The following is a 23,724-nucleotide window of genomic DNA, read 5'->3' as shown; positions in this document are numbered from 1 at the left end:
CTCGGGTGTGAGGGGTCAGGAGGCCCGCAGCACCACCCGCTCGGTGGTGGATTCCAGAGTAGCGCCGTCGTTGCGGCCACGGGCCAGATGGAAGTCCAGCGCGGACCCCGCCCAGCGGCGCCGCGCCTCCGCCAGCAGGGACTCGGCCCTCCGGGCGTCGCCGACGATGGCGAAACCGGTCGGCCCCCAGGAGGTCTGCCCGACGCCGGGGATGCCCTCCGCCTCCAACCACGTCAGCGCCTCGGCGACCAGGGGGCTGGTGAAGCGCCCGCCCTGGACCGGGGCGAAATGGTCGCCCACCGTGCGTTGCAGCTCGCCCACCGCCCGCCCGAAATGGTCGGCGTCGCCCTCGATCAGCGCCGGAAGCGCCGCCATGACGATCAGGCGGCAGAGATGCCCGGCCCGCTCCGCCGGAAAGGGCGGCAGCGCCTTGAAGGCCTGCAACTCGGCGGTGCCGTGCAGCCCCTGGCCGTCGCGGTGCAGGATCAGCAGGACCCGCCAGGACTCCGGAAAGGGCAGGCGCGCGACGATGGGCGGCGGCGCGTCGTCCAGCCCCCGGCCACCGTCCAGGATAACGCCGCCCTTCTCGAAGGCGCCGATCCCGATGCCGGAACGGGCGCCGCGCTCCAACTCCGCGGCGAGGCGGCGCACCGTCGAGGGCCGCCCGTGCAGATGCGCGAGCGCGGTGCCGACCGCCAGACCGAGCTGGGTGCCGGAGCCCAGCCCGACATGCTCGGGAATGGCCTCCTCCACCGTCAGTTCGGCGCGGGCCGGCCAACGGAAGCGGTCGCAGACCGCCCGCGCAGCCTTCAGCGCGCGCTCCGCCGACGGGCCGCTCGCGCAGAGGCGGTCGGACGGGCGCGCCCGCAGCGTCGTCGCCATCCCGTCGAGCGTCAGCCCCAGGCTGCCGAAGCGGCGGCCCAAGCCGCCGTTCATGTCGAGAAACCCCAGATGCAACCGCGCGGGCGCCGTGACCCGCAACTCCCTGACTTCATCGACGCCGAGTGGCATGAGGACCTCACTCGCTTAAGGAAAGTTGCGTCGTTCTTTTGGACATGATAATCTTTCGTTAAAGAAAGACCCCGATCCAATAGTATATACCTCTTCGGGGTGAGGACTGTTCGGTCACTTCGGGGAGGAAGACATGACCGCGGTTCAGGAAACCACCTATTCCGATACGGAGATCGTTGAGCGACTGCAGCAAATATTGCCGCGGTGGCGGTTCGAGGACGGCTGGATCCGGCGGAAGTACAAGACGAACAGTTGGAAGGGCACCCTGATGGTGATCAACGCGGTCGGCCATCTGGCCGAGGCCGCGTGGCATCACCCGGACCTCACCGCCTCCTACGCCTGGGTCGAGGTGCGGCTCAAGACCCACACGGCCAAGGGCATCACCGACAAGGATTTCGACCTCGCCCGCAAGATCGAGGAGGTCATCCAGTGGCAGCCCGCCCGCGACGGCGGCGCGCTGGAGGGAACGCCCAAGGACGATCCGCGCTTCGCCTATATCAAGTACGACTGACGGCATGGCGAGCGACCGGCCACCCCATTCCGTTGCCCGCCCCGTCGTCCATCGTGACGTCGTGTGCCCGTTCTGCGGCCTCGGCTGCGACGACCTGACCGTCGAGGAGGAGGAGCCCGCGAAGCTGGCGGTGCGCTCCACCGATTGCCCGGTCGCGCGCGAGCGCTATTCCCGCACGCTGCCGGCAGAACCGCCGCGCGTCGCGGGCGTTTCGGTGCCGCTGGCGGAGGCGGTGGACGCCGCCGCGGCGGTGCTGGCGGCGGCGCAGGCTCCTCTGGTGGCCGGGCTCGGCACCGACGTCGATGGGGCGCGGGCCGCCCTGGCGCTGGCCGGGCGGCTGGGGGCGGTGGTCGATCACGCGCTGTCCGACGGGTTGTACCGCAATCTGGCGGTGCTCCAGCGCACGGGCTGGATCGCGACGACCCTGGCCGAGCTCCGCAACCGCTGCGATCTGCTGCTGGTGGCCGGGCCGGACCCGGCGGCCCTGCACCCGCGCCTCTTCGAGCGCTGGGTGGCGCCCGCGCCGGCCTTCCAGGCGCCGCCGTCGCGGGAGGTGGTGTTCCTGTGCGGCGAACCGCTGGACACCACGCGAGGAGCTCTTTCTGGCCTTCCCGTCACGGTCATGCCCGGTGATCCGGCAAGGGTCGGGGACGCCGCGGCGGCGCTGGCCGCAGCCTTGCCCGATCCGTCCCACGCTTCGGGAGCCGCGGGCGTCGCGGCCGGCGACATCGCCGCCCTGGCGGAGCGGCTGCGCAAGGCGCGTTACGCGGTCGTGGCCTGGGCCGCTTCCGCCTTCGACGAACCGCACGCCGACTTGACGGTGGAGCGGCTGGTCCGCCTCGTGCGGGACGTGAACCGGCACACCCGCTGCGCGGGTTTGCCGCTGGCAGGGCACGACAATGTGGTCGGGGTCAATCAGGTCTGCACGTGGCGCTTCGGCGTGCCGCTGCGCACGTCGCTGGTCGGAGGGGCGCCGCTGCACGATCCTCACCGCTTCGCCTGGGCACGCTATGCGGATGTGGCGGACGCCGTCGTCTGGGTGTCCGCTTTCCGGCCGGAGGTGCCGGCCTTTCCCGCGGGGCAGACCGTCGTCGCCCTGGCCCCGCCGGGAACGGCCTTTGCCGACGAGCCGGCGGTGTTCATCCCCGTCGGCACGCCGGGCATTGACCACCCGGCCCACGTCTTCCGCAGCGACACGGTGGTCGCCCTGCGCGCGCGGGGCCTGATCGACCGTGGCTTGCCGGACGTCGCGACCGTGCTGAAGGCCATCGCCGCCGTCCTGCCGCAGGAGGCCCCCGCATGCTGACGAAACTCGCCGGGGGGCGTATCTACGACCCGGCCAACGGGCGCGACGGCGCGGTGGGCGACCTGTTCATCCGGGACGGGCGGATCGTCGCCGATCCCGGCCGCGGCGCCGCGCTGGACGAGCTCCACGACCTGTCCGGGCGGGTCGTGATGGCCGGCGCCATCGACATCCACAGCCACATCGCCGGCGGAAAGGTCAACATCGCGCGCCTGCTGATGGCGGAGGAGCATCGCGCGGCGGCGGATGAGCCCTGCGGTTGCGGCGGCGGCCTCGCCACCCCCTCCACCCACGCCACGGGCTGCCGCTACGCCCAGATGGGCTACACGGCGGCCTTCGAGCCGGCGATGCTGCCGAGCAACGCCCGCCACGCGCACCTGGAGATGGCGGACATCCCGCTGATCGACACCGGCGGCTATCTGGTGCTGGGCAACGACGACCTGCTGCTGGAGCTTCTCGCTTCCGGCGCCGGGGAAGAGGCGGTGGCCGACTATGTCGGCTTCATGCTGAACGCCACGCGCAGCCTCGCCGTCAAGGCGGTGAATCCCGGCGGCATCAACGCCTTCAAATACAACCAGCGCCGCCTCGACGTGGACGAGAACGGTCCCTTCCACGCCATCACGCCGCGCCGCATCCTGACCGCCCTGGCGGGGGCGGTGCAGCGGCTGGGGATTCCGCACCCGTTGCATCTGCACGGCTTCAACCTCGGCGTGCCGGGCAACGTCGAGGCGACGCTCGACAGCATCGCGGCGGTCGATGGTCTGCGTCTCCACCTCACCCATGTTCAGTTCCACGCCTACGGCGCGGAGGGCGACCGGAAATTCTCCTCCGCCGCGGCGCGGGTGGCCGAGGCGGTCAACCGCCGGCCCAACATCTCCGTGGACGTCGGGCAGATCATGTTCGGCCAGACGGTGACGGCCTCGGCCGACACCATGGCGCAGATGAACAACGCCGGGCTCGCCCATCCCAAGAAATGGGTGATGATGGACATCGAATGCGACGCCGGCTGCGGTGTCGTGCCCTTCCGCTACCGCGACAAGGCCTTCGTCAACGCGCTGCAATGGGCGATCGGGCTGGAGCTGTTCCTGCTGATCGAGGACCCCTGGCGGATCTTCCTCACCACCGACCACCCCAACGGCGCGCCCTTCACCAGTTACCCCGAGCTGATCCGCCTGCTGATGGACCGCGATTACCGCCTCGCCCGGATGGCGGAGCTGCACCCGGCTCTCCCGGAGCACACGATTCTCGGGTCGCTGACGCGCGAATATTCGCTGGGCGAGATCGCCACCATGACCCGCGCCGCGCCGGCGCGCATCCTGGGCCTGACCGACCGCGGGCATCTCGGTCCGGGGGCGGTCGCCGACATCACCGTCTACACCGACCGGCCGGACCGCCGCGCCATGTTCGAGAGACCGGACCTCGTCTTCAAGGACGGCCGGCTGATCGTCCGCGACGGCGTGGTGGTGGCGTTCCTCCAGGGACGCACGCATGTGGTGGAACCCGCCTACGACCCGACGATCGAATCCTGGATGGCGCGCCGCTTCGACGAGCGCATGGGCCAGCGGCTGAGGCACTTCCGCATTGCGGAGGAGGAAATCCGCGGCGGCACCGGCCTGGTCCGCCACGCGTGTCAGCCGGGGGCGTTCTGATGCGGCTCAACGGCGTCCACATCGAGGACACCTTCGCCGAGGCCTTCCCCATGCTCGGCACGCGGCTGGTGATCACCGCCGACACGCCGGCCTGGGTCCAGGCGGCGGTGGTCAGCATGACGGGCTTCGCCACCTCGGTGATCGCCTGCGGCTGCGAGGCGGCGATGGAGCGCCCTCTTGCATCCGACGAGACGCCGGACTCGCGGCCCGGCGCCGCGGTTCTGCTGTTTGCCATGTCCAAGGCGGAACTGGCGAAACAGGTGGCGCGCCGCGTTGGGCAATGCGTGATGACCTGCCCCGGAACGGCCTGCTACGCGGGGCTGCGGGACGGCCCGACAATCCCGCTCGGCAACGCGCTACGCTATTTCGGCGACGGTTGGCAGATCGCCAAGCGGGTGGGCAGCCGACGCTACTGGCGCATCCCGGTGATGGACGGCGAGTTCCTGTGCGAGGCGGCCACCGGGGCGGTGGACGGCGTCGGCGGCGGCAACTTCATCATCCTGGCGGCGGACCGCCGCGCTGGGCTGGCGGCGGCGCAGGCGGCGGTCCTGGCGATCTGCGAGGTGCCGGGCGCCATCCTGCCCTTTCCCGGCGGGGTGGTCCGTTCCGGCTCCAAGATCGGCGGCAAGTACAAGGGCATGATCGCCTCGACCAACACCGCCTTTTGCCCGACCCTGCGGGCGGCGGTGCCGGCATCGCTGGTGCCGGAAGGGGTGGAATCCATCCTCGAACTGGTGATCGACGGCGTGAGCGAGGCGGCGGTCGCCGCCGCCATGCGCGCGGGCATCGCCGCCGTGGCGGACCTCGGCGCCGCGGGTGGGGTGGTGTCGGTGACCGCCGGCAATTACGGCGGCAAGCTCGGCCGCTACCAGTTCCGGCTGCATGAGGTGATGGCATGAGCGGCATCGTCCTCACCATCCGAGACCCCGCCGGTCCGCCCATCGACATGACCGGCGTCCTGCCCGAACAGCTGATCGAGGGCGGGCGGGAGGCGCTGGCCCGGCTGATGCTGGTCCGTGGACGGGGGCGCCATCGGCTGGATACGCTGTTCATGCTGGAGGACGGCGGCCCTTCCGGTACCCTGATCCTGCGTCCCGGCGGCGCCGTGCTCGACGGGGTGGGGACGGGCATGACCGCCGGGGATCTCCGGGTCGAGGGGGAGTGCGGCGCCTATGCCGGCAGCGCCATGCGCGGTGGCACGCTGACCGTCGAGGGGGACTGCGGCGCCTTTGCCGCCGCTGGGATGGTCGGCGGGCGCCTGCGCGTCGCGGGCGATGCCGGCGATTTCCTGGGGGCGCCGCTGGCCGGTGGCACGCGCGGCATGAGCGGCGGCTCCGTCGTCGTCATAGGCAACGCCGGCGACCGCGTCGGCGAGCGGATGCGCCGTGGGCTGATCGCCGTCCATGGACGGGTGGGGAGCCTGTGCGGCGCCCGGATGATCGCCGGGACCATCGTCGTCGGCGCCGGTTGCGGCCCCGATGCGGGGCAGGCCATGCGGCGCGGCTCCATCCTGCTGCCCCAAGCGTCGGACGCCGTTCCGTCCGGCTTCGTCGACGGCGGCATGAACGACTGGCTGTTTCTGGACCTGATGCGGAAGGAGCTGATCGATGGCGGGGCTTGGCCCACTGGATTCCCAACCGCCGGAACCCGTGCCCGGCGCCTTATCGGCGACCGGTCGGCCGGGGGAATCGGAGAGGTGCTTTTTCTTGCAGAGGTGTAGCGGGCGCGCACCCGTGAGCCGGGCCGCCGCCCTTCTGACCATTGCCGCAGCGCTCCTGCTCGGGACCTCGGCCTGGGGCGCCGATCCGCTGGTGGTGCGGATCGGCTATCTGGCCCGCGCGGAGGAGCCGCGGATCCCCCAGACCTTCCTCGAACCGGTGTCGGACGACGAGGGCGTCCAGGGCGCTCGCCTCGCCATCGCCGACAACAACACGACCGGGCGGTTTCTCAACCAGCGCTTCGATCTGGTCGAGGTGACGGTGCCGGAGGACGGGCGCGTCGAGGACGCCGTGCGCGACCTCGCCGGGCAGGGCGTGCGGCTGCTCGTCGCCGACCTGCAGAAGGACGCCCTGCTCGCCGCGGCGGCGGCGCCCGAGGCGGCCGACATGCTGATCTTCAACACCCGCGCCCCGGACGACGACCTGCGCAACGAGCGCTGCCGCGCCAACCTGCTGCACGTCACGCCCAGCCGGCGGATGCAGGCCGACGCGCTGGCCCAGTATCTCGCATCGCGGAAATGGATGAACTGGCTGCTGGTGGTCGGGCGGACGCCGCAGGACGCCGCCTACGCCGACGCGATCCGCGCCGCCGCCAAGCGCTACCGCGCCAAGATCGTCGAGGAGAAGCGCTGGACCTTCGAGGACGCGAACCGCCGCGTCGACACCGGGCACGTCACCGTGCAGTCGGAAATCCTCACCTTCACCCAGGGCACCGAGCACGACGTGCTAGTCGTCGCCGACGAGGCGGACGGGTTCGGCGAATATCTGCTCTACCAGACGTGGCTGCCCCGCCCGGTCGTCGGCACCCATGGCCTCGTTCCGACGGCGTGGTCGCGCGTGCACGAGCAGTGGGGGGCGACGCAGATCCACAGCCGCTTCGAACGGCAGGCCGGACGCTGGATGCGCCCGCGCGACTACACCGCCTGGATGGCCGTCCGCGCGGTGGGCGAGGCGGCGACGCGCACCAAGCCCGCCGACCCCGCGGCGCTGGCTGCCTTCGTGCGTGGCCCGGACTTCACCCTGCCGGCCTTCAAGGGGCAGGGCCTGACCTTCCGCGACTGGGACGGGCAGCTTCGGCAGCCGGTGCTGCTGGCCGGGCCGCGGGTGCTCGTCTCGGTGTCGCCGCAGCCGGGCTACCTGCACCAGTTCTCGGAACTCGACACGCTCGGCGACGATCGCCCGGAAAGCCGGTGCCGCAACCGCTGAGAAAAGCCCCGGCAGGGGCAACCATGGGAGGGAACGTGATGTCGTTAACCGGAGGAGCCGCCCGGATCGGCGCGTTAGCGCTGCTGGGCTTCGCTGTCGCCCAGCCCGCGCAGGCGGAGACGATCTTCGTGTCGAACGAGAAGAGCAACACCGTCTCGGTGGTGGACGGCGGCAAGCTGCAGGTGGTCGCCACGATCAAGGTCGGCCGCCGGCCGCGCGGCATCACCTTCAACGAGGACATGACTCAGATCTTCGTCTGCGTCGGCGACGACAACCGGATCGACGTCATCGACGTGGCGACCCAGAAGGTGGTCGACCGGCTGCCCTCCGGCCCCGATCCTGAGCTGTTCGTCCTGGACCCGCAGGGGCACCGGCTCTACGTCGCCAACGAGGACGACAACATGGTCTCGGTGGTGGACATCGCGAGCAAGAAGATCATCGGCGAGATCCAGGTGGGGGTGGAACCGGAGGGCATGGGCGTCAGCCCGGACGGCAAGATCCTGGTGAACACCTCCGAGACGACGAACATGGCCCATTTCATCGACACGGAGTCGCATAAGATCATCGACAACGTGCTGGTCGATGCGCGCCCGCGCGTCGCCCAGTTCACCGGGGACGGGCGGTTCGTCTGGGTGTCGTCGGAGGTCGGCGGGACGGTCAGCATCATCGACGCGTCCTCGCGCAAGCTCGTCCACAAGATCAGCTTCGCGGTCCAGGGCGTGCCGCGCGAATCCATCCAGCCGGTCGGCATCCAGCTGACCAGCGACGGGCAGCGGGCCTTCGTCGCCCTCGGCCCGGCCAACCGGGTCGCCGAGATCGATGCCAAGACCTACGAGGTGAAACGTTACCATCTCGTCGGTCAGCGCGTGTGGAATCTGGCGCTGTCGCCGGACGAGAAACGACTCTACACGACGAATGGCGTCAGCAACGACATGTCGGTGATGGACCTGGAGCGCGGCCGGGTCGTGAAGTCGATCTCGGTCGGCGGCGCGCCCTGGGGCGTGATCGTCAAGCCGTGATGGGCACGCATCCCTCTCCCGTCCCGGGAGAGGGTGGCCGCGAAGCGGCCGGGTGAGGGTACTGGCAAGGATCAGTGCCTTGATCCTCGCCCGACCCTCACCCTCCCGCCTTCGGCGGGCCCCTCCCTCTCCCCAGAGGGGAGAGGGTTTGAACAGCGGCAGTGATGGGCGATGGAGACGACATGGATTGCTTCGAAACGGCGCCTCCCGAGCCGCGTGCCGTTCCCGGTGACGCCGCGGCGGACCCGGTTCTGGCGGTCGAGGGGCTGAGCCACAGCTTCGGGGCGCGAACCGCGCTGGGCGGCGTGTCGTTCGGCGTCCCCGCGGGGCGGTTCACCGTCCTGCTGGGGCTCAACGGCGCCGGCAAGACCACGCTCTTCTCGCTGATCACACGCATCTACAACACCCGCCGGGGGAGCATCCGGGTCTTCGGCTTCGACATGCGCCGGCACCCGACCCAGGCGCTGGCGCGCATCGGCGTGGTGTTCCAGCAACCGACGCTCGACCCGGACCTGACCGTCATCCAGAACCTGCGCTATCACGGCGGGCTGCACGGCTTGGCGCCCGCCGACATCGAGGCGCGGGCAAGCGAGGAGTTGGCCCGCATCGGCTTGTCCGAGCGCGCGGACGAGCGTGTGCGCACCCTGTCCGGCGGGCAGCGGCGGCGGGTGGAGATCGCCCGCGCGCTGCTCCACCGCCCGAGCCTGCTGCTGCTGGACGAGCCGACCGTCGGGCTCGACATCGAACTGCGCCGGCAGGTCCTCGACCATGTGCATGACCTCTGCCGGGAGCGCGGGCTGGCCGTGCTGTGGGCGACCCACCTGATCGACGAGGCGCGCGACGGCGACGGCGTCGTGGTGCTGCACCGCGGGCGGGTGTTGGCGAGCGGCTTGGTGGAGGCGGTGTGCGCCGCCACCGGTGCGGCGACCCTGGATGACGCCTTCGCGCGGCTGACGGACACGGGGGTGCGGGAATGAACGCGACGCTCTGCTGGCGTTGCCTGCGCGCGGTCATCGTCCGCGAGGGGTTGCGCTTCGTGCACCAGCGCGAGCGGTTCTTCGCCGCCCTGGTGCGGCCGCTGGTCTGGCTGGCCATCTTCGCGGTGGGGTTCCGCGCGGTGCTCGGCCTGTCGATCATCCCGCCCTATGAGACCTACATCCTCTACGAGGATTACGTGACGCCGGGGCTGGTGGCGATGATCCAGCTGTTCAACGGAATGCAGAGTTCGCTGTCCATGGTCTATGACCGGGAGATGGGCAGCATGAAGACCCTGCTGGTCAGCCCGCTGCCGCGCTGGTACCTGCTGGTCTGCAAGCTGCTGGCCGGCGTGCTGGTGTCGATCGCCCAGGTCTACGTCTTCCTCGTCATCGCTTGGTTCTGGGGCGTCCAGCCGCCGGAATTCGGCTATCTCGCGGTGCTGCCGGCGCTGGTGCTCAGCGGGCTGATGCTGGGCGCGCTCGGCCTCCTGCTGTCCTCCTTCATCCGGCAGCTGGAGAATTTCGCGGGCGTGATGAACTTCGTCATCTTCCCGATGTTCTTCGCCTCCTCCGCGCTCTACCCGCTGTGGCGCATCCGCGAGGGCAGCCCGACGCTCGCCTGGATCGCCGGGATCAACCCCTTCACGCAGGCAGTCGAGCTGATCCGCTTCGCTCTGTATCTGCAATTCAACGGCACGGCGTTCCTGGCCGTCATCGCGTGCCTCGCGCTGTTCCTGGGGGCGGCGATCCTCGCCTACGATCCCGGGCGGGGCTTCTGGGCCCGCCGTGGCGGGCCGGCGGAACAGGGGTGACAGGACAGGCGGAACCGCCCCCGGCGACCTGCGGTTGATGGCACAGACGACCGTCCGGTCATCCCGCCGGGCGGGCTCGGGTGGAGGAAACGTCATGACGGGACATTCCGACAAGACTCAGGACCAGCCGCGCGGCGAGAAGAGCGTTCTCGGCAGCGAGCAGGAATTCAAGAAGGACGAACCGCAGGACGCCGGGCGGGACGAGCGGGCGAAGGAGGACATCGGCCGCATGGGCGAAGCGTCCCGCCAGAACCGCAGCACGAAGGACGTGGGTTAGAGGCGCCCGATCGTCCCCAGATTCGTCCAACATCATGCCGGAGGACAGGTCCATGAAACATCTGCACATCCTGGCCGGTGCGTCTCTGCTGGCCCTCGCATCGGCCGCGGCGGCGGTTCCGGCGTCGGCCCAAACCACGGGCGGCGCGATGCCGCAAGGCTCCGGAAGCCAAAGCTCCAGCCCATCGACCGGCGCCCTGCCGGACAACTCCTTGGCCGGGCAGCGGCAGGGCACCGTCGGCGGCGGGGTCACTCAAGGCGGGGGACAAAGCGGCACATCCGGCTCCACGACGCCCGATTCTTCGGCGTCCGGTGCGTCGGGCGGTTCCACGAGCGGCACCGGGGCGCTGCCGGACAATTCCCTGGCCGGACAGCGGCAGGGCACCATCGGTGGCGGCTCGGTGTCGCAGGGTGGCAACACCAAGTCCGAACCGCCGAAGCAGGGCTCCGGGCAATAGAAGGTCGCGCGTTCAACCGTTGAAGGGCTGTTCCGGGACGGCGTCGCGGACCGCGGCCAGCGCGGCCGGGTCCAGCGCGCCGCCCCGGTCGGCACCGGCGCACAGCGCGGTGCGGAAACCGAGATAGTCGGGCGCGAGCGGCAGCAACGCCGGAATGTCGTCCAGGCGCAGTGAACCGGCGAGCCCGGTGAGCAGGCCGTGGCTGCGCGCCTGTGTCAGGAAGCGCGCCAACTCGCCCTTCGTCTTGTGACGCAGCAACCCGCCGGAGCCTTTTCCCGCAGTGTCGAGCATGGCTCCGGCGAAGCCGGCTTTTGCGATATCGGGAAGCAAAATGCCGGGGTCGGTCCAAAGATCGACGAACAGCACGGCGACGATGCGGGTGCCACGCCGGGCCTCCGGCGCCAGCGCGGCCACGCAGCCCACCGGATCGCCGGATGGAAACAGCCCGATCTTCACGTAATCGACGCCGCAGGTCGATGTTTCGGCCACCTGCCCCGCTACGATTATGGGATCCATTGGCAGGTCACCGACGGTGGCGCTCAGCGGCGCGCGGAGGTGCCATTGGCGGGCCGTATCGACGGCGCGGACGATGCTGTCCAGCGGCCACGCTCCGAGCGCACCCGATTTCGGGTCCTTCAAATCCAGAATGTCCGCACCCCCCCGTGCGGCGAGCGTCAGTTCCTCCAGGGACGCGACGCTGGCGAGCAGCCGGGTCATGGTGCCTTCTCTCCGCCGGCCCGGTGTTCGGCGATGCGGTCGAGCAGCCAGCCCCACGCCTCCAGCTCCACGGGGCCGGCGGTCTTGCCGATGGCGATGGACAGATAGTCGATTTCGCGGTCGATCTTCTCGGGCGGCAGGAGATGCAGGCGGCTGACCAGGATGGCCCCCTCCACCACGGCGGCCTGCGCCCGGTTGAAGCCGCGGAAGGGGCGGTGGGTGACGAGATGCACCGGGCGGCAGTCCAGGCGCGGACGCACGCCGTCGTCCTCCACCGCGGCCACCTCCAGTTCCTCATGTGTCAGCGCCCCGGCGAGCACCGCCCCGCGGATGCGCTCCGCCGGGACGGTCGGCCAGTCGCGCCGCCGCCCGGTGACGCAGCCGGCGAACACCCGGACGTCATCGGTGAAGTTCACCACCGCGCAGCGCGTGGCGAGCAGGTTGTCGAGCGTGCGCGACGGGCGGAAGGGGGCCAGGACATAGCCGGTTTCCGTCACTGTGGCGCCCATGGGGGCGACGTGGACGTTGCCCGCCGCGTCGCAGCTCGTGATGATGGTTTCGCGGATGAAGGTCACGTCTCGCCCCCTCCGGTGCCGTCCGGCGCGTCCACCGCCACGCCCCAGCGCAGTTCGTTGTCCTGGCTGTAGCGCTTGCCGAGCTGCCAGGCAATCTGCGCGCGCGCCAGTTCCGCCCCGAGATAGAAGGCATGCCCCATGTCGGTGCGGGGATCGATGTGCGGGAGCAGGGCGAAGGGATCGCCGGCCACATGGTGCCCATCGCGGTTGTAGAGATGAAGCCCCTGCTCCGTCACCTCGATCCGGTAATTCGGGTCGCGGATGCGGGCGGCGAGATCGGCCACCTGCTCCGGCGTGCTGGTGAAGGGCTTGCGGTCGCGCAGGCAGAGCAGGGCATCGCCGAAATTGCGGGGCAGGGCGCCGGCCTCGGCTGCGGCGAAGAACTGACGCCGCGCCGCGTCGAACTCGCGGATCGTCCGGCGGCAATGGGGGCTGACCTGAACCGTCAGGATGTGGTCGATGCGCAGTTCGGAGGCGATCCCCATCAGCAGCGCGGTCATCCCCGGCGTGTCGGCGTCGGTCAGTTCGGTGACGTTGCCGACCCCCATCAGGATTTCCAGGTCGGGGTGGCGCGCCCGGACTTCGCGGTAGCGGAGCAGGGAGTCGGTGAAGCCGTGATGGATCGGCTCCAGGATCGGGTCGGCGATGCAGCGCCGGCCCGCGCCGCGGATCGCGTCCAGCGCCCGGTCGAGCGACGGGAGATCGCCCGGCGTGGTGGGGATGACGATGGGCACCGCTTCGGTCTCGCGGGTGACCCAGGCGGTCTCCTCGGTCAGGCTGAGCAGGTAGGACGCCCCCGCCGCGGCACCGCGCAGCAACTCCTTGGGGTCGAGGGAATCGACGCTGACCGTGTGGCCGGCCCCGCGCAGCGCCGTCACCGCCTCCTCCAGATGGGGAAAGGGATGGTCGGGCAGCCCGCCGAGGTCGATCACGTCGGCCCCGTCCGCCGCGAAGCGGGCGGCACGCTCCAGGATCGCCGACACGCCGAGCAGCGGCGCCTCGACGATCTCGGCGAAGATCGTGGTGCGGTAGCGGCTGAGATCGAGCGGGGCGGCCTGACGCCGGAAATGCTGGGGCAGATCATCCAGCTCGTCGGGACCGCGCTCGAAGGGCACGCCGAAATGGGCGGACAGCCGGTCGAGGTCGCCGCGGAACCGCCCCGGCAACAGGACGAGGTCGGCCCCCTCGGTCGAGGTGAGACGGCGCAGCACGATCTCCGTCGTCGCCAGCGCCGCAACCTTGATGCCGAGATTGACCACGGTGGCCTGGAACTCCAGCGGCTCCAGCGCGGCGAGCACATGGCGCAGGCGCGGTTCGGCCAGCGCGCCGGTCAGGAACAGGACGTGCTTGGGACGCTCAGCCATCGGCGTCCTGTTGATCGTCGGGCAGGGCAAGGTGGGTGCCGCACGGGTTGCCCTGGTCCAGCGCCTTGGCGAAGCGCCGATGATCGTCCCGCGACACGCACCAGACGGCCCCGCCGTAGCGCGCCATGCGGTCCGGCAAGGCCGGATCGACGATGCCCTCCGTTGCGAGCTGCGTCACTGGGACCACGGCGTCCGGCAATGGAGCGGACTTGACGAGGACCGCGCAGGTGGCGCCGAGCGCACCGGCCAGCCAGACCGCGAGACTGTCGGACGTGACGTCCCAGCTTTCCGCCACGTCGGCGCTGTCCGCCAGGGGAAGCGGCATCCAGACGGTCGGGCTCGGCCGGCCGCGCAGATCGGCGAGGCTGCGGGCGGGGGTCAGCCGCGGCTCCAGGTCGGCGAGGGCGGTTCCGTACTGCTCCATGGCGAGCAGGGCCATGCGGTGCGCGGCGCGATCGCCGAAGCCGAGCGCCGGCTGGGCGTCGCGGACGGCGTCGGCGAAGGGACCGCCGCCGGGGACGATCACGACGCGCAGACGCCGCGCCGCGGCCAGGATTTCCAGCCAGCGCCGCAATTCCGGGGCGCGCCACAGGCTGCCGCCCAGCTTCACGACCCACAGCGGCGCGCTGCTCATGATGCCCCGTGCGCTCCTTCGGGGCGGGAGCGCTCGATAACGATGCCGACACCGCCGGATTCCGGAACGACGTCCAGCTTCTCCACCTGCACCCGCGCGCGGGTCACCTCCGGGTTGGAAAAGCACAGCGCGAGAATCCGGTCGCCCAGCGTCTCCACGAGGTTCACATGGGCGCCGTCGCGCAGGGCGCGGATGCCGTCGATCAGGAAGTCGTAGGACAGCACCTCGTCCAGGCTGTCGGTCATCGGCCGGTCGGGCCAGGGGAGCGTCAGCGAGACGTTGATCCGGACGCGCTGCGTGCGCTCCTTCTCCTGGTCCCAGACGCCGATCCGGAACTGGTCCACATAGTCGCGCAACGTGATGTCGTAATACCGGACGCGGCTTGCCGCCGGGCGGTACGGCACATAGGAGAGCAAAGCGTCGTCGGCCAAGCGATCCTCCTCCCCGTGTCGGACGAAGGTTGGCTCCCCCGCCTCGGATGTCGTCAGGGTTCGTCACCGGTCGGATGGCGGTGCGGCCAGCAGACGGTGACGCAGCAGCCATTCGACGCCGCGCCGCCACGACCGCTCGTTGTCGCCGCGGATGTCCGCGTTTGCGACTACGATGACTTCGCCGTCTCCACCGCCATCGCCGGTGCGGCGCATTATAATCTGCATGTTGAGGATCAGCGTGCTGATCTTATGGATGAAACCCGTCACCACGATGTCCGCGCCGGCCCGGCGCCCAAGGTCGCGTTCGCAGCCGTTGCACCGATAGAGCGACGCCGGCACCTCCGCGGCGACGGCGCTGTCGCGAACGCCCGTCACCGCGTAACCGCCATCCTTCAGCCCGTCGCGCAGCAGTGCCGTCACCCGTTCCAGCCGTCCGGCATGGTCCGGATCGGCGGGCTCCCGGCTGGTGTCCACCAGTTCCAGATCGAAGACCAGAACCTTGGCCGGCGCCTGCGCCGCCGCCGGGGCCGCACCGCTCAGCAACAGGAACAGGAGCGCCATTGCGACGAATTCCGTCGGCCTCATCCGAATGCGTGGATGGGCAAGGGCGCCCGATGTCCGGCAGACTCTCTTCATGCGTCATCGCTCCGCTGTCCTTGCCGTCGCGTTGCTCATCCTGACGTCTGTCTCGGCGGGGGCGGCCGGGAGCGACCCGGATTGGCCTTGTGTTCAGATCCTCGTGCCGACTCTGTCGTCCGGCCAGATCTGGCCCGGCGATCCCATCGAGGGGAAGGAAGGCGATTGGCGCGACATTCCGGGCACTGAACCGGTTCTGAAGCGGATTCTCGACCGCCGGCTCGATCCGGAGCAGGAGCAGGCGGCGATCGATGGCTTCGCCGATCAGCTGGAGGCCAACGGCGCGGCGTCGGACCGCAACGCTGCCCTCACCGCTCTGTTCGCCGGAGCCTTCGACGCGCTCAACCAGGAGCGCGGCCAAGCCATCTCGGCCATCAAGCGCTACGCCCACCAGCAGCGTGTCCTGCTCGACAGCATCGACGCGGCGCTGACCCGTCTCCAGACGCTTCCCGCCGACGCCGCCGAGGCGGCGGCCCTGCGCGAGGAGATCGCGTGGCGGCGGCGCATCCTCGACGAGCGGCGGCGCAATCAGACGGCGCTGTGCGAACAGCCGGTCCAGCTCGAACAGAAGGCCGGCCGCATCGCGCGGGACATCGCGGCCCGCCTGGACTGAGCCAGCTTGGACCGTGGCGAAGCGCCTCGGTCAGTTCGACGCGCCGCCGGTGAAGGGCTGCACCGTCTCCAAGCCGTATCCGGCCTCCTGCCAGCGCATGGCGCCGTCGGAATACCAGTAGACGTTGCCGTAGCCCCACTCCACGGCGCGTTTCGCGGCGTTCCAGGACATCCAGCAGTCCGGCTCGCAGAAGAAGACCAGCCGGGCGGCCCGGTCCCCGTGACTCACGGTCTCCAGCCCGGCGCGGAAATAGCGTTCCTGCTCGCCCGACAGGCTGCCGTAGCCGACGTTGGGCAGCCAGACGGCTCCCGGCAGGCTGCGGCGGGGCGGAGGCGCCCAGACGGTCGGCGCCGGCCGGTCGGCCGGGCGCGGCGGGGCCGGCATCACGTCGATCAGCCGCGTGTCGGGAAAATGCTCGATCAGACGCCTCAACTCCGCCAGGGTCACGGTGGAAGCACCGGACAGGCCGGCGGGGGTCGGGGCGCGGTACTGGTCCATCCGGTAGCCCGGCGGCTCGATGGCGGCGGCGGTCTTCAGCGCGCCGTCGGGGCCGATGATCGGGACGTGGTAGCGCAGCAGGATGCGGTCAATGTCGTCCTGGCGGCGCTTGATGAAATCGTTGAGCCAGTGCTTCCATTCCGGCTCGTCGGAGCGGATGCCCATGGAGATGTTGAATTGCAGCCGGGCGCCCGCCGGCTCCTTGACCAACGGAACGACGGTCAGCGGCTCCGTCTGCTGGGCGGCGAAGTAGCCGGCGATCGGCCCCCAGATCACCGCGGCGTCGGTCTTGCCGGCGGCCACGTCCTCGATGGCGTCGCGGGCCGGGTTGTTGGCGCGCGTGTCGGTGTTGAGCTGGTAGGGCTCCGTCCGGGTGATGCCGTAGAGGCGCAGCAGGTTGACCGCGGGCGTTTTCTCGACGACGCCGATGCGGGCGTCTTTCAGGGACGGATCGCCCATGCTCTCCGCCCGAATGCCCGACTTGGTGCGGTAGACGAGGGAATAGACGGTCCGGTAATATGGGTTGGTGTTCTGCATCAATTCTTCGCCGGACGCCGTTCCCATCACGAGGTCGCACTGCCGCGCACGCAGCGTGTTGCGGACGAAGCCGATGGTCTGCGGCCACCAGTAATAGGTCACCGGCTTCTTCAGGTCCTCGCCGATAAGCCGGGCGATCTCGTTCTCGAAACCCTCCATCCTTTCGTTGGAGTAGGGCAGGAGATTGCCGTCGGCGCAGATGCGTACGGTTTCGCGGTCGGTCGCCTCGACGGCGCGGGCCGGCGCTGTCGCGCCGGACAGCAGCGCCACGGCGAGAGCGGCTGCGACGAGCACAGAAGGAAATGCCATGAAGGGTCTTCCTCCGCCGGATCAGCCGCCGATGCGTTGCGGACGCCCGCCGGGCAGAGCGCCGTCCGCCCGCGCCTTCAGGTAGCGATAGATGTCGTCCAGATGGTCCATGATGTTCGGATCCAATCCGAAGGAGGGCATCACCTTGTCCCCGGTGGCGCCCTGGTTCTGACGGCCATTGACGACGACCTCCTTGAAATCGTCGTAGCTGAGGCGCTTGAGCGAGTCCGCGAGGCTGGGGGCGAAGGACGACCCCGACGCGTCGAAGCCGTGGCAGGTGTGGCAGGTCGCGTGGAAGCGGCGGTAGCCGTTGTAGGTTCCCTTGTCCACCTGACCGTCCTTGACGATGTAGGTCGGCATCCCGTCGGGGGTCGTCGGCGCGTCCTGTGCCAGGGCGGCGAAACAGGCAACGGTGCCCGCCGTCAGCATGCCGGTCAGCAAGCCAAGTCTGCGTTTCATGGGTGTCGCGTTCCTTGCCCGGAAGCCGGGTCGCAGTGGAAACCAGAGGCGTGAATGCCGAGAGCCATAAAGCAAAGCCCCCGGTGCGTTGCGGCACCGGGGGCAGGTCTGCCGATCACTTCTGGTCCGGAACGTGGAACACCGTCAGGACGCCGCCGAGCTGCGTGTACTCGCCCAGCGACTGGTGGGCGCCGACGGCGCCGAGGCCGGCGGTCGCCACGCCCGTACCGCCGGCGCGGTTGGGATGGACGGCCTGATGCCACTGGTTCGCCCCGGATTCCTGGGTCAGACCGGCGGCGAGACCGATGCCGGCCCAGCCGCCGACGCCCGATAGGACGGCCACATACTGCTTGCCGTTGTGGGTGTAGGTGTTGATGTTGCCGATGATGCCGGACGGGGTCTTGAACCGCCACAGCTCGTTGCCGTCCTTCATGTCGACGGCGACGAGGTAGCCTTCGAGCGTCCCGTAATAGGCGACGCCGCCCTTGGTCGACAGGGCGCCGCTCCACACCGCGAAGCGCTCCGGCCGCGACCAGACGATCTTGCCGGCCGCCGCGTCCCAGGCGATGAAGTTGCCCATGCCGCCGTGCGAGTTCGGCGTCGGGTACATCGACACGGTCGAGCCGACATAAGCCTGACCGGCCGTGTAGGAGACGGAGAACGGCTCGTAGTCCATGCAGATGTGGTTGGTCGGGACATAGAACAGGCCGGTGTCCGGCGAGAAGGAGGCCGGCTGCTGGTCCTTGGTGCCGAGAGCCGCCGGGCACACGGCGGCGGTGTTCTTGTCCTCGCCGTTGGCGAAGGTGCTGTATTTGTCGACGACGTTCGGCCGCCCGGTCTTCATGTCGACGTCGGTCGCCCAGTTGACCGTCGGGTCGTATTTCTGCGCGACGAGCAGTTCGCCGGTCGCCCGGTCCAGGGTGTAGGCGAAGCCGTTGCGGTCGAAGTTGACCAGCACCTTGCGCTGCTGGCCGTTCATGTTGATGTCGGCCAGGATGTTCTCGTTGACACCGTCGAAGTCCCATTCATCGAACGGCGTCTTCTGGTAGACCCACTTCGCCTCCCCGGTGTCGGGGTCGCGGGCGAAGATGGTCATCGACCATTTGTTGTCGCTCTTGGCCCGGTCCTTGTCGACGGCCCGCTGAGTCGGGTTCCAGGTGCCGGGGTTGCCGGTGCCGTAATAGATCAGGTTGAGCGCCGGATCGTAGGTGTACCATCCCCAGGTGGTCCCGCCGCCGCGCTTCCATTCCTCGCCCGGCCAGGTCGAGACGCCGAGATCCTTCTGCCCGATGGGCTTGCCCATCATCATCGTCTTCGACGGATCGATCTTCACGTCGGCATCGGGACCGGTCGAGAAGGCCCGCCACACCATCTTGCCGCTGTTCGTGTCGTAGGCCGTCAGATGCCCGCGCACGCCGAACTCGCCGCCGCTGATGCCGACGAAGACCTTGTCCTTGACCACCAGCGGGGCCGCCGTCAGGGTCTCGCCCTTAGTGTGATCGCCGTTCTTGGCCTTCCACATCTCCTTGCCGGTCTTGGCATCGAGAGCGACCAGCGTGTTGTCCGCCTGCGCCAGGAAGACCTTGCCGTCGGCGACCGCGACGCCGCGGTTGACGGTGTCGCAGCACATCACCGGGATGACGGTCGGGTCCTGGACCGATTCATATTTCCAGATGACCCGCCCCGGGTTGTTGAGGTCCAGCGCGAAGACCTTGTTGGGGAACGGCGTGTGAATGTACATCACGTCGCCGACGACGATCGGCCCGCCCTCATGGCCGCGCAGAACCCCGGTGGAGAACGACCACGCCACCTGAAGATTCTTGACGTTGTTGGTGGTGATCTGGTCGAGGGGGCTGTACCGCTGCCCGGCATAATTGCCGAGCTGGGACGCCCAGTTGTTGGGGTTCGCTTCATTCTTGAGAATACTGTCGTTCGCAGAAACCGAGCCGGCTGCGACGACAGCAACAGACGCCAGAAGCCAGCGAGACAATACCTTCATGACGATCCCTCCCGTGATGGCGCTTATTGTTTACCCAAAAACCAATGGGCTTCTTGCTTATGAGCGCAGCGCTGAGTGCAAAAGGGCGTTGTCGCGCGGATGTTGTCGCGCGGTATGTTCGGTTCTGAATTCAATATTCAGAAAAGCTGACGCCAAATTGGTACTTAATGCTATATTGGGACCATCTTCTCGTCAAGGCTCTGCCGAATAGAAAACGTCAAACAATCGTCTTGTGCCAGATTTATCCAGAACTGACCGCAAATTGGGAGTAAGAGATTAATCCTTCAAAACAGGATTTTGTAACGTATTTATTTGCAGTTTCGAGCGCGAGTTTTGTGCAGAGCAACAATATTTGCTGCAAAGCAGCGCGGCCCGATCCGTGGCGCCGGCTGTTGATGGGTGTGTTCCGGCCTTCGTCCGCCTTGGCGGAAGCTCCGAAGGCGCCGGCTCATCGAGCTTTCGTACAGGAAACGCGAACCATGTTTGAACTGGTTCTGGTGATCTGTCTGGCCGTGCGGCCTGACCAGTGCGCCATCGAGCGTCCACTCTCCCGCGAACGGTACCCGACCGCGGTGGAATGCACGCGCAACAGCTACGTCCACGTCGTGCATTGGCTCATGGAGCATCCCAACTGGAACGTCCGCCAATGGCGGTGCGAGCAGCCGGGGGCCTGACGCCAGCGCAGGTTGCTTCAAGGATACGAAAGACTTCACTCAACGTTCCGTTGACCTGCGGCGCGCCGGCTCCAGACTTGCGCGAAGGCTTCTCTGGACCTTGCGGCCCGTTCCGTTTCATCCGCTGCACCAACGGCTTTGCAAACTCCCAACGTTTAGGCATTGGTTAACCTTCGATGCCTAATGATTCGGCGCCCTGTGGTTTGGCTCATTTCCGAGCAGCCGGAATCGCGCAATCCTGTCCCCGTCCTGGGCATGGCATGCGGCTTGCTCTCGCTGATCCACACGATGTTGGCACAGCCGTGCCGTTGCGTTTTGGAGCGCCCGATGTTTGTTACCCTGTCGATGATCTTCTGCTTGGCGTCCGACCCGACCCAGTGCCAGACCATCAACCCGATGGTTCCCGACACCGAACCCCTGACCATGTCGAGCTGCCCGATCGCCGGTCAGATCGAGAGCGCCAAGTGGATCAACGACCACCCGAAGTACGAGCTTCAGCGCATCCAGTGCACGGTGGGCAAACGGTTCAAGCAGCAGGGCGCGTGAGGGTTTGACGGGGGACGGCTCGGTGCCGTCTCACGCCAGCGCCGCGGCCCGGCGCAGGTCGGCCACGAACTCCGCCTGCGCCCGCTGCCGCTCCTCGTCTCCCGGAAGCCTCAGCAGGTAGGAGGGGTGGACGGTGACGAAGCCGTTCCACCCGTCGAAGGCCATCGGACCCCGCTCGCGCAGAACCGCGACGGACCGGCCGCTCAGCGCCAGGGCCGCGGTGGCCCCCAGCGCGACAACGAGGCGGGGGCGGACGAAGCCCAGCTCCGTCATCAGCCACCAGCGGTAATGCTTGACCTCGCCAGTGGTGGGGGACTGGTGGATGCGCCGCTTGCCGCGCTGGACGAATTTGAAGTGCTTGACCGCGTTGGTCAGGTAGAGGCCGCCTCGGTCGATGCCGGCCTCCTCCAGCGCGGCGGTCAGCAGTTGGCCGGCGGGGCCGACGAAGGGACGGCCCTCGCGGTCCTCCTGGTCGCCCGGCTGCTCGCCGACGATGGCGATGGCGGCACCCTCCGGCCCCTCGCCCAGCACCGCCTGCGTCGCGCCGGGCACCAGCGGTTCGGAGCGTTGGATCAGGCGGTTCAAGTCGCCGAGGCTTTCCGGGGCCTGCCGGGCCATCGCCGCCACCGCCTTTTCGGGCATGCGGCGGCGCGGGATGGCGGCCTCCGCCTCCAGCATCGCCTGGACGCGGGCGGGGGCGGAGCGGACCATGGCCGGGATGGCCGCCGTCTCCGGCATGTTGGCCCAGTATTTCCGCGGCATCTCCGCCCGCATGGCCGTCGGGTTGACCCGCGCCGGGTTGAAGGTGCTCTCGTAGTAGCGTTGCCAGCCCTCGGCGAAGCGGTCATCGGTCCAGGAGTCCGGGCGCTCCGCGGGCGGGCCGGTCATCAGGCGTTGGCGGTCCCAGTGCAATGAGCCCTTCGGCGTCAGGATCGTCCACATCATGCTTTCGAAACGCTCGACGAAGAAGGGGGCGACCGCCTCGACGATGTGATGGTCGGGCTCGAACCACGCGACGTAGCGCTCCTCGCCGTTTGGATCGGAGAGCGCGCGGAAGCGCAGGAAGGCGTGCATCTTGTGGATGTCCCGGCGCACCGCCTTGTCGAGCCGTTCCAGCCGGTGCACCAGCGGGTCGGCGTGCTGGTCGAGCAGCGCCCGCTCCCCGTTCAGCGCCCGCCAGACCAGCCGGTAGAGCAGGGCGTAGCGTTCCGGATCGCTGTGGCAGACGACGGCTTCGATCAACTGTCCGACCGCCTGGGGCAGGAAGACCGGGGCGCCGTTTTCGGAAGCGGGCGCCGCATCGTCGCCGAACAGCGACGGCGCGCCGACGCTCCACAGCACCTCGTCGGGCGCCGTCCGGGCGGCGGCGAGGCGGCGCACCGCCCGGCGGAAGCCGTCGAGGTCCGCCCCTTCCCGCAAGGTGATCGTGCGCATCGTCAGAACAGGCTCAGCTGGCTGGACGGTGTGACCAAGCGCTGGCGCAGGTCCAGCCGGTCGGTCAGCCCGCCCACGGGGTGGTAATCGGCGGCGATCAGGAAGGGGCGGGCGCGGCGCAGCCCGCTCGACAGCCGCCCCAGATCCTCCATGCGCAGGCGGGTGTGGCGGCGCGCCGACAGGATCTTGTCGACGGCGCGCGCACCCAGCCCCGGCACCCGCAGCAGCATCTCGCGGTCGGCGTGGTTGACGTCGACCGGGAAACGCTCCCGGTTCTTCAGCGCCCAAGCCAGCTTGGGGTCGATGCTGAGGTCGAGCATCCCGCCCTCGCCACCGGACGCGATCTCCTCCACCGTGAAGCCGTAATAGCGCAGCAGCCAGTCGGCCTGATACAGCCGGTTCTCCCGCTGCAGGGGCGGCGGCTTGACCGGCAGCACCGAGCTGGCCTCCGGGATCGGGCTGAAGGCCGAATAGTAGACGCGGCGCAGCCCGTAGCGCTGGTAGAGCGTGCCGCTGGTCTCCAGGACCGAGCGGTCGGTGGCGTCGTCGGCGCCGACGATGAGCTGGGTGCTCTGGCCGGCGGGGGAGAAGCGGCGGCGTTCCTCCTTGGCCTCGACGATGCGCTCGTTGACCTGCCCCATCACCGCCTTGATCGTGCCGCCGTTCTTCTCCGGCGCGAAGGCCTTCAGGCTGTGGTCGGAGGGGAGTTCGAGGTTGATCGACAGGCGGTCCGCCCACAGTCCGGCCTGCTCGATCAGCCAGGGGCTGGCCTCAGGGATGGTCTTCAGGTGGATGTAGCCGGCGAAGCCGTGGTCGCGCCGCAGGGTCCGCGCCACCAGCATCATCTGCTCCATCGTGTGGTCCGGCGAGCGGATGATGCCGGAGGATAGGAACAGCCCCTCGATGCAGTTGCGCTTGTAGAAGCCCAGGGTCAGTTCCACCACCTCCTCCACCGTGAAGCGGGCGCGGCGGACGTTGGAGGAGCGCCGGTTGATGCAGTACACGCAGTCGAACAGGCAATGGTTGGTCAGCAGGATCTTCAGGAGCGAGACGCAGCGCCCGTCCGGCGTGTAGGCGTGACAGATGCCGGCGCCGGTCGTCGAGCCCAGCCCCTCCTTGCCGCCGCTGCGCGGCTTGGCGCCGGACGAGGCACAGGAGGCGTCGTATTTCGCCGCATCGGCCAGAATGCCGAGCTTCTCGATCAAGGCGTCGTCCATCGTCCCATCCCACGGTGCTTGCGTGTTCTTAATATGTTCCCATGGGGTGAGGAGGCAAGCGGCGTGTGCGGCGCTGGGTGGGACAAAGTCCGATCAGGGTCTCTGTGGCAATCTTGGATGGCAGCGAAGCGGGACCACATA

At 69.0% G+C, this 23,724-nt stretch carries 26 protein-coding genes; 14 read left to right on the top strand and 12 right to left on the bottom strand.

The annotated features are described in order from the left end of the window. Positions 1-15: 15 nt before the first annotated feature. Positions 16-1,011 (bottom strand): beta-ribofuranosylaminobenzene 5'-phosphate synthase family protein, encoded by a 996-nt coding sequence (locus tag ACFPMG_RS19410; RefSeq protein ID WP_376996708.1) that lies wholly within the window; start codon positions 1,009-1,011, stop codon positions 16-18. Positions 1,012-1,144: 133 nt separating this feature from the next. Between ACFPMG_RS19410 and ACFPMG_RS19405 the strand changes: the two genes are divergently transcribed. From ACFPMG_RS19405 to ACFPMG_RS19355, 11 genes are all read left to right on the top strand, one after another. Continuing rightward, positions 1,145-1,522: a 4a-hydroxytetrahydrobiopterin dehydratase gene (locus ACFPMG_RS19405; RefSeq protein WP_376996707.1), complete on the top strand. Its 378-nt coding sequence runs from the start codon at positions 1,145-1,147 to the stop codon at positions 1,520-1,522. Positions 1,523-1,526: 4 nt separating this feature from the next. Then, the gene (locus ACFPMG_RS19400; RefSeq protein ID WP_376996706.1) at positions 1,527-2,828 is read left to right on the top strand and encodes a formylmethanofuran dehydrogenase; all 1,302 of its coding nucleotides are present in this window, start codon (positions 1,527-1,529) and stop codon (positions 2,826-2,828) included. Then, positions 2,822-4,474 (top strand): formylmethanofuran dehydrogenase subunit A, encoded by a 1,653-nt coding sequence (locus ACFPMG_RS19395; RefSeq protein ID WP_376996705.1) that lies wholly within the window; start codon positions 2,822-2,824, stop codon positions 4,472-4,474. Before ACFPMG_RS19400 ends, ACFPMG_RS19395 begins: the two co-directional genes overlap by 7 nt. Then, complete coding sequence (fhcD, locus tag ACFPMG_RS19390) at positions 4,474-5,373, top strand: formylmethanofuran--tetrahydromethanopterin N-formyltransferase (protein ID WP_376996704.1); 900 nt, start codon at positions 4,474-4,476, stop codon at positions 5,371-5,373. Before ACFPMG_RS19395 ends, fhcD begins: the two co-directional genes overlap by 1 nt. Further along, positions 5,370-6,194, top strand: coding sequence for a formylmethanofuran dehydrogenase subunit C (locus tag ACFPMG_RS19385; RefSeq protein WP_376996703.1), 825 nt, complete (start codon positions 5,370-5,372; stop codon positions 6,192-6,194). Before fhcD ends, ACFPMG_RS19385 begins: the two co-directional genes overlap by 4 nt. 13 nt (positions 6,195-6,207) lie before the next feature. After that, entirely contained in the window at positions 6,208-7,398 is a 1,191-nt protein-coding gene (locus tag ACFPMG_RS19380; protein ID WP_376996702.1) for an ABC transporter substrate-binding protein, read from the top strand. A gap of 38 nt (positions 7,399-7,436) precedes the next feature. Beyond that, positions 7,437-8,417, top strand: coding sequence for a PQQ-dependent catabolism-associated beta-propeller protein (locus tag ACFPMG_RS19375; RefSeq protein WP_376996701.1), 981 nt, complete (start codon positions 7,437-7,439; stop codon positions 8,415-8,417). Positions 8,418-8,599: 182 nt separating this feature from the next. After that, complete coding sequence (locus tag ACFPMG_RS19370; protein WP_376996700.1) at positions 8,600-9,394, top strand: ABC transporter ATP-binding protein; 795 nt, start codon at positions 8,600-8,602, stop codon at positions 9,392-9,394. Beyond that, positions 9,391-10,206, top strand: a complete 816-nt coding sequence (locus tag ACFPMG_RS19365) for an ABC transporter permease (RefSeq protein WP_376996699.1) — start codon at positions 9,391-9,393, stop codon at positions 10,204-10,206. The genes ACFPMG_RS19370 and ACFPMG_RS19365 overlap by 4 nt, the downstream gene beginning before the upstream one ends. A 94-nt stretch (positions 10,207-10,300) precedes the next feature. Then, positions 10,301-10,483, top strand: a complete 183-nt coding sequence (locus tag ACFPMG_RS19360) for a hypothetical protein (protein WP_376996698.1) — start codon at positions 10,301-10,303, stop codon at positions 10,481-10,483. 52 nt (positions 10,484-10,535) lie between these two features. After that, positions 10,536-10,940: a hypothetical protein gene (locus ACFPMG_RS19355; RefSeq protein WP_376996697.1), complete on the top strand. Its 405-nt coding sequence runs from the start codon at positions 10,536-10,538 to the stop codon at positions 10,938-10,940. Positions 10,941-10,952: 12 nt separating this feature from the next. On the opposite strand, the gene ACFPMG_RS19350 is transcribed toward ACFPMG_RS19355, so the two are convergent. From ACFPMG_RS19350 to ACFPMG_RS19325, 6 genes are all read right to left on the bottom strand, one after another. Next, positions 10,953-11,657 (bottom strand): (5-formylfuran-3-yl)methyl phosphate synthase, encoded by a 705-nt coding sequence (locus ACFPMG_RS19350; protein WP_376996696.1) that lies wholly within the window; start codon positions 11,655-11,657, stop codon positions 10,953-10,955. After that, a complete protein-coding gene (locus ACFPMG_RS19345) occupies positions 11,654-12,232 on the bottom strand; it encodes a DUF447 domain-containing protein (protein WP_376996695.1) in 579 nt (192 codons plus the stop codon). Before ACFPMG_RS19345 ends, ACFPMG_RS19350 begins: the two co-directional genes overlap by 4 nt. Further along, positions 12,229-13,596: a DUF6513 domain-containing protein gene (locus tag ACFPMG_RS19340; protein ID WP_376996694.1), complete on the bottom strand. Its 1,368-nt coding sequence runs from the start codon at positions 13,594-13,596 to the stop codon at positions 12,229-12,231. The genes ACFPMG_RS19345 and ACFPMG_RS19340 overlap by 4 nt, the downstream gene beginning before the upstream one ends. Further along, positions 13,589-14,230: an amino acid kinase family protein gene (locus ACFPMG_RS19335; RefSeq protein WP_376996693.1), complete on the bottom strand. Its 642-nt coding sequence runs from the start codon at positions 14,228-14,230 to the stop codon at positions 13,589-13,591. The genes ACFPMG_RS19340 and ACFPMG_RS19335 overlap by 8 nt, the downstream gene beginning before the upstream one ends. Further along, on the bottom strand, positions 14,227-14,661 hold the full coding sequence (locus ACFPMG_RS19330; RefSeq protein WP_376996692.1) for a dihydroneopterin aldolase: 435 nt from the start codon (positions 14,659-14,661) through the stop codon (positions 14,227-14,229). The genes ACFPMG_RS19335 and ACFPMG_RS19330 overlap by 4 nt, the downstream gene beginning before the upstream one ends. A gap of 63 nt (positions 14,662-14,724) precedes the next feature. After that, positions 14,725-15,222 (bottom strand): DUF3280 domain-containing protein, encoded by a 498-nt coding sequence (locus ACFPMG_RS19325; RefSeq protein WP_376996691.1) that lies wholly within the window; start codon positions 15,220-15,222, stop codon positions 14,725-14,727. A 178-nt stretch (positions 15,223-15,400) separates the two neighbouring features. On the opposite strand from ACFPMG_RS19325, the gene ACFPMG_RS19320 reads away from it, so the two are divergent. Then, positions 15,401-15,910, top strand: a complete 510-nt coding sequence (locus ACFPMG_RS19320; RefSeq protein WP_376996690.1) for a hypothetical protein — start codon at positions 15,401-15,403, stop codon at positions 15,908-15,910. Between the two features lie 30 nt (positions 15,911-15,940). Here ACFPMG_RS19320 and ACFPMG_RS19315 read toward each other — a convergent pair whose 3' ends face one another. The 3 genes from ACFPMG_RS19315 to ACFPMG_RS19305 form a co-directional block, all read right to left on the bottom strand. Continuing rightward, positions 15,941-17,254, bottom strand: a complete 1,314-nt coding sequence (locus tag ACFPMG_RS19315) for a quinoprotein dehydrogenase-associated putative ABC transporter substrate-binding protein (protein WP_376996689.1) — start codon at positions 17,252-17,254, stop codon at positions 15,941-15,943. Between the two features lie 21 nt (positions 17,255-17,275). Then, positions 17,276-17,713, bottom strand: a complete 438-nt coding sequence (locus ACFPMG_RS19310) for a c-type cytochrome (protein WP_143271978.1) — start codon at positions 17,711-17,713, stop codon at positions 17,276-17,278. A gap of 115 nt (positions 17,714-17,828) precedes the next feature. Further along, the gene (locus tag ACFPMG_RS19305; RefSeq protein ID WP_137142395.1) at positions 17,829-19,712 is read right to left on the bottom strand and encodes a methanol/ethanol family PQQ-dependent dehydrogenase; all 1,884 of its coding nucleotides are present in this window, start codon (positions 19,710-19,712) and stop codon (positions 17,829-17,831) included. A gap of 479 nt (positions 19,713-20,191) precedes the next feature. Between ACFPMG_RS19305 and ACFPMG_RS19300 the strand changes: the two genes are divergently transcribed. Further along, complete coding sequence (locus ACFPMG_RS19300) at positions 20,192-20,386, top strand: hypothetical protein (protein WP_376996688.1); 195 nt, start codon at positions 20,192-20,194, stop codon at positions 20,384-20,386. A 327-nt stretch (positions 20,387-20,713) separates the two neighbouring features. After that, the gene (locus ACFPMG_RS19295; RefSeq protein WP_247891669.1) at positions 20,714-20,932 is read left to right on the top strand and encodes a hypothetical protein; all 219 of its coding nucleotides are present in this window, start codon (positions 20,714-20,716) and stop codon (positions 20,930-20,932) included. A 30-nt stretch (positions 20,933-20,962) separates the two neighbouring features. Here ACFPMG_RS19295 and ACFPMG_RS19290 read toward each other — a convergent pair whose 3' ends face one another. Then, entirely contained in the window at positions 20,963-22,366 is a 1,404-nt protein-coding gene (locus ACFPMG_RS19290) for a UdgX family uracil-DNA binding protein (RefSeq protein WP_376996687.1), read from the bottom strand. A 2-nt stretch (positions 22,367-22,368) separates the two neighbouring features. Continuing rightward, positions 22,369-23,583: a putative DNA modification/repair radical SAM protein gene (locus ACFPMG_RS19285; RefSeq protein WP_376996686.1), complete on the bottom strand. Its 1,215-nt coding sequence runs from the start codon at positions 23,581-23,583 to the stop codon at positions 22,369-22,371. Between the last annotated feature and the right edge of the window lie 141 nt (positions 23,584-23,724).

It is taken from the genome of Azospirillum himalayense (assembly GCF_042657465.1).
Lineage (GTDB): Bacteria > Pseudomonadota > Alphaproteobacteria > Azospirillales > Azospirillaceae > Azospirillum > Azospirillum himalayense.
This window is presented reverse-complemented; position numbering and strand designations above follow the sequence as displayed.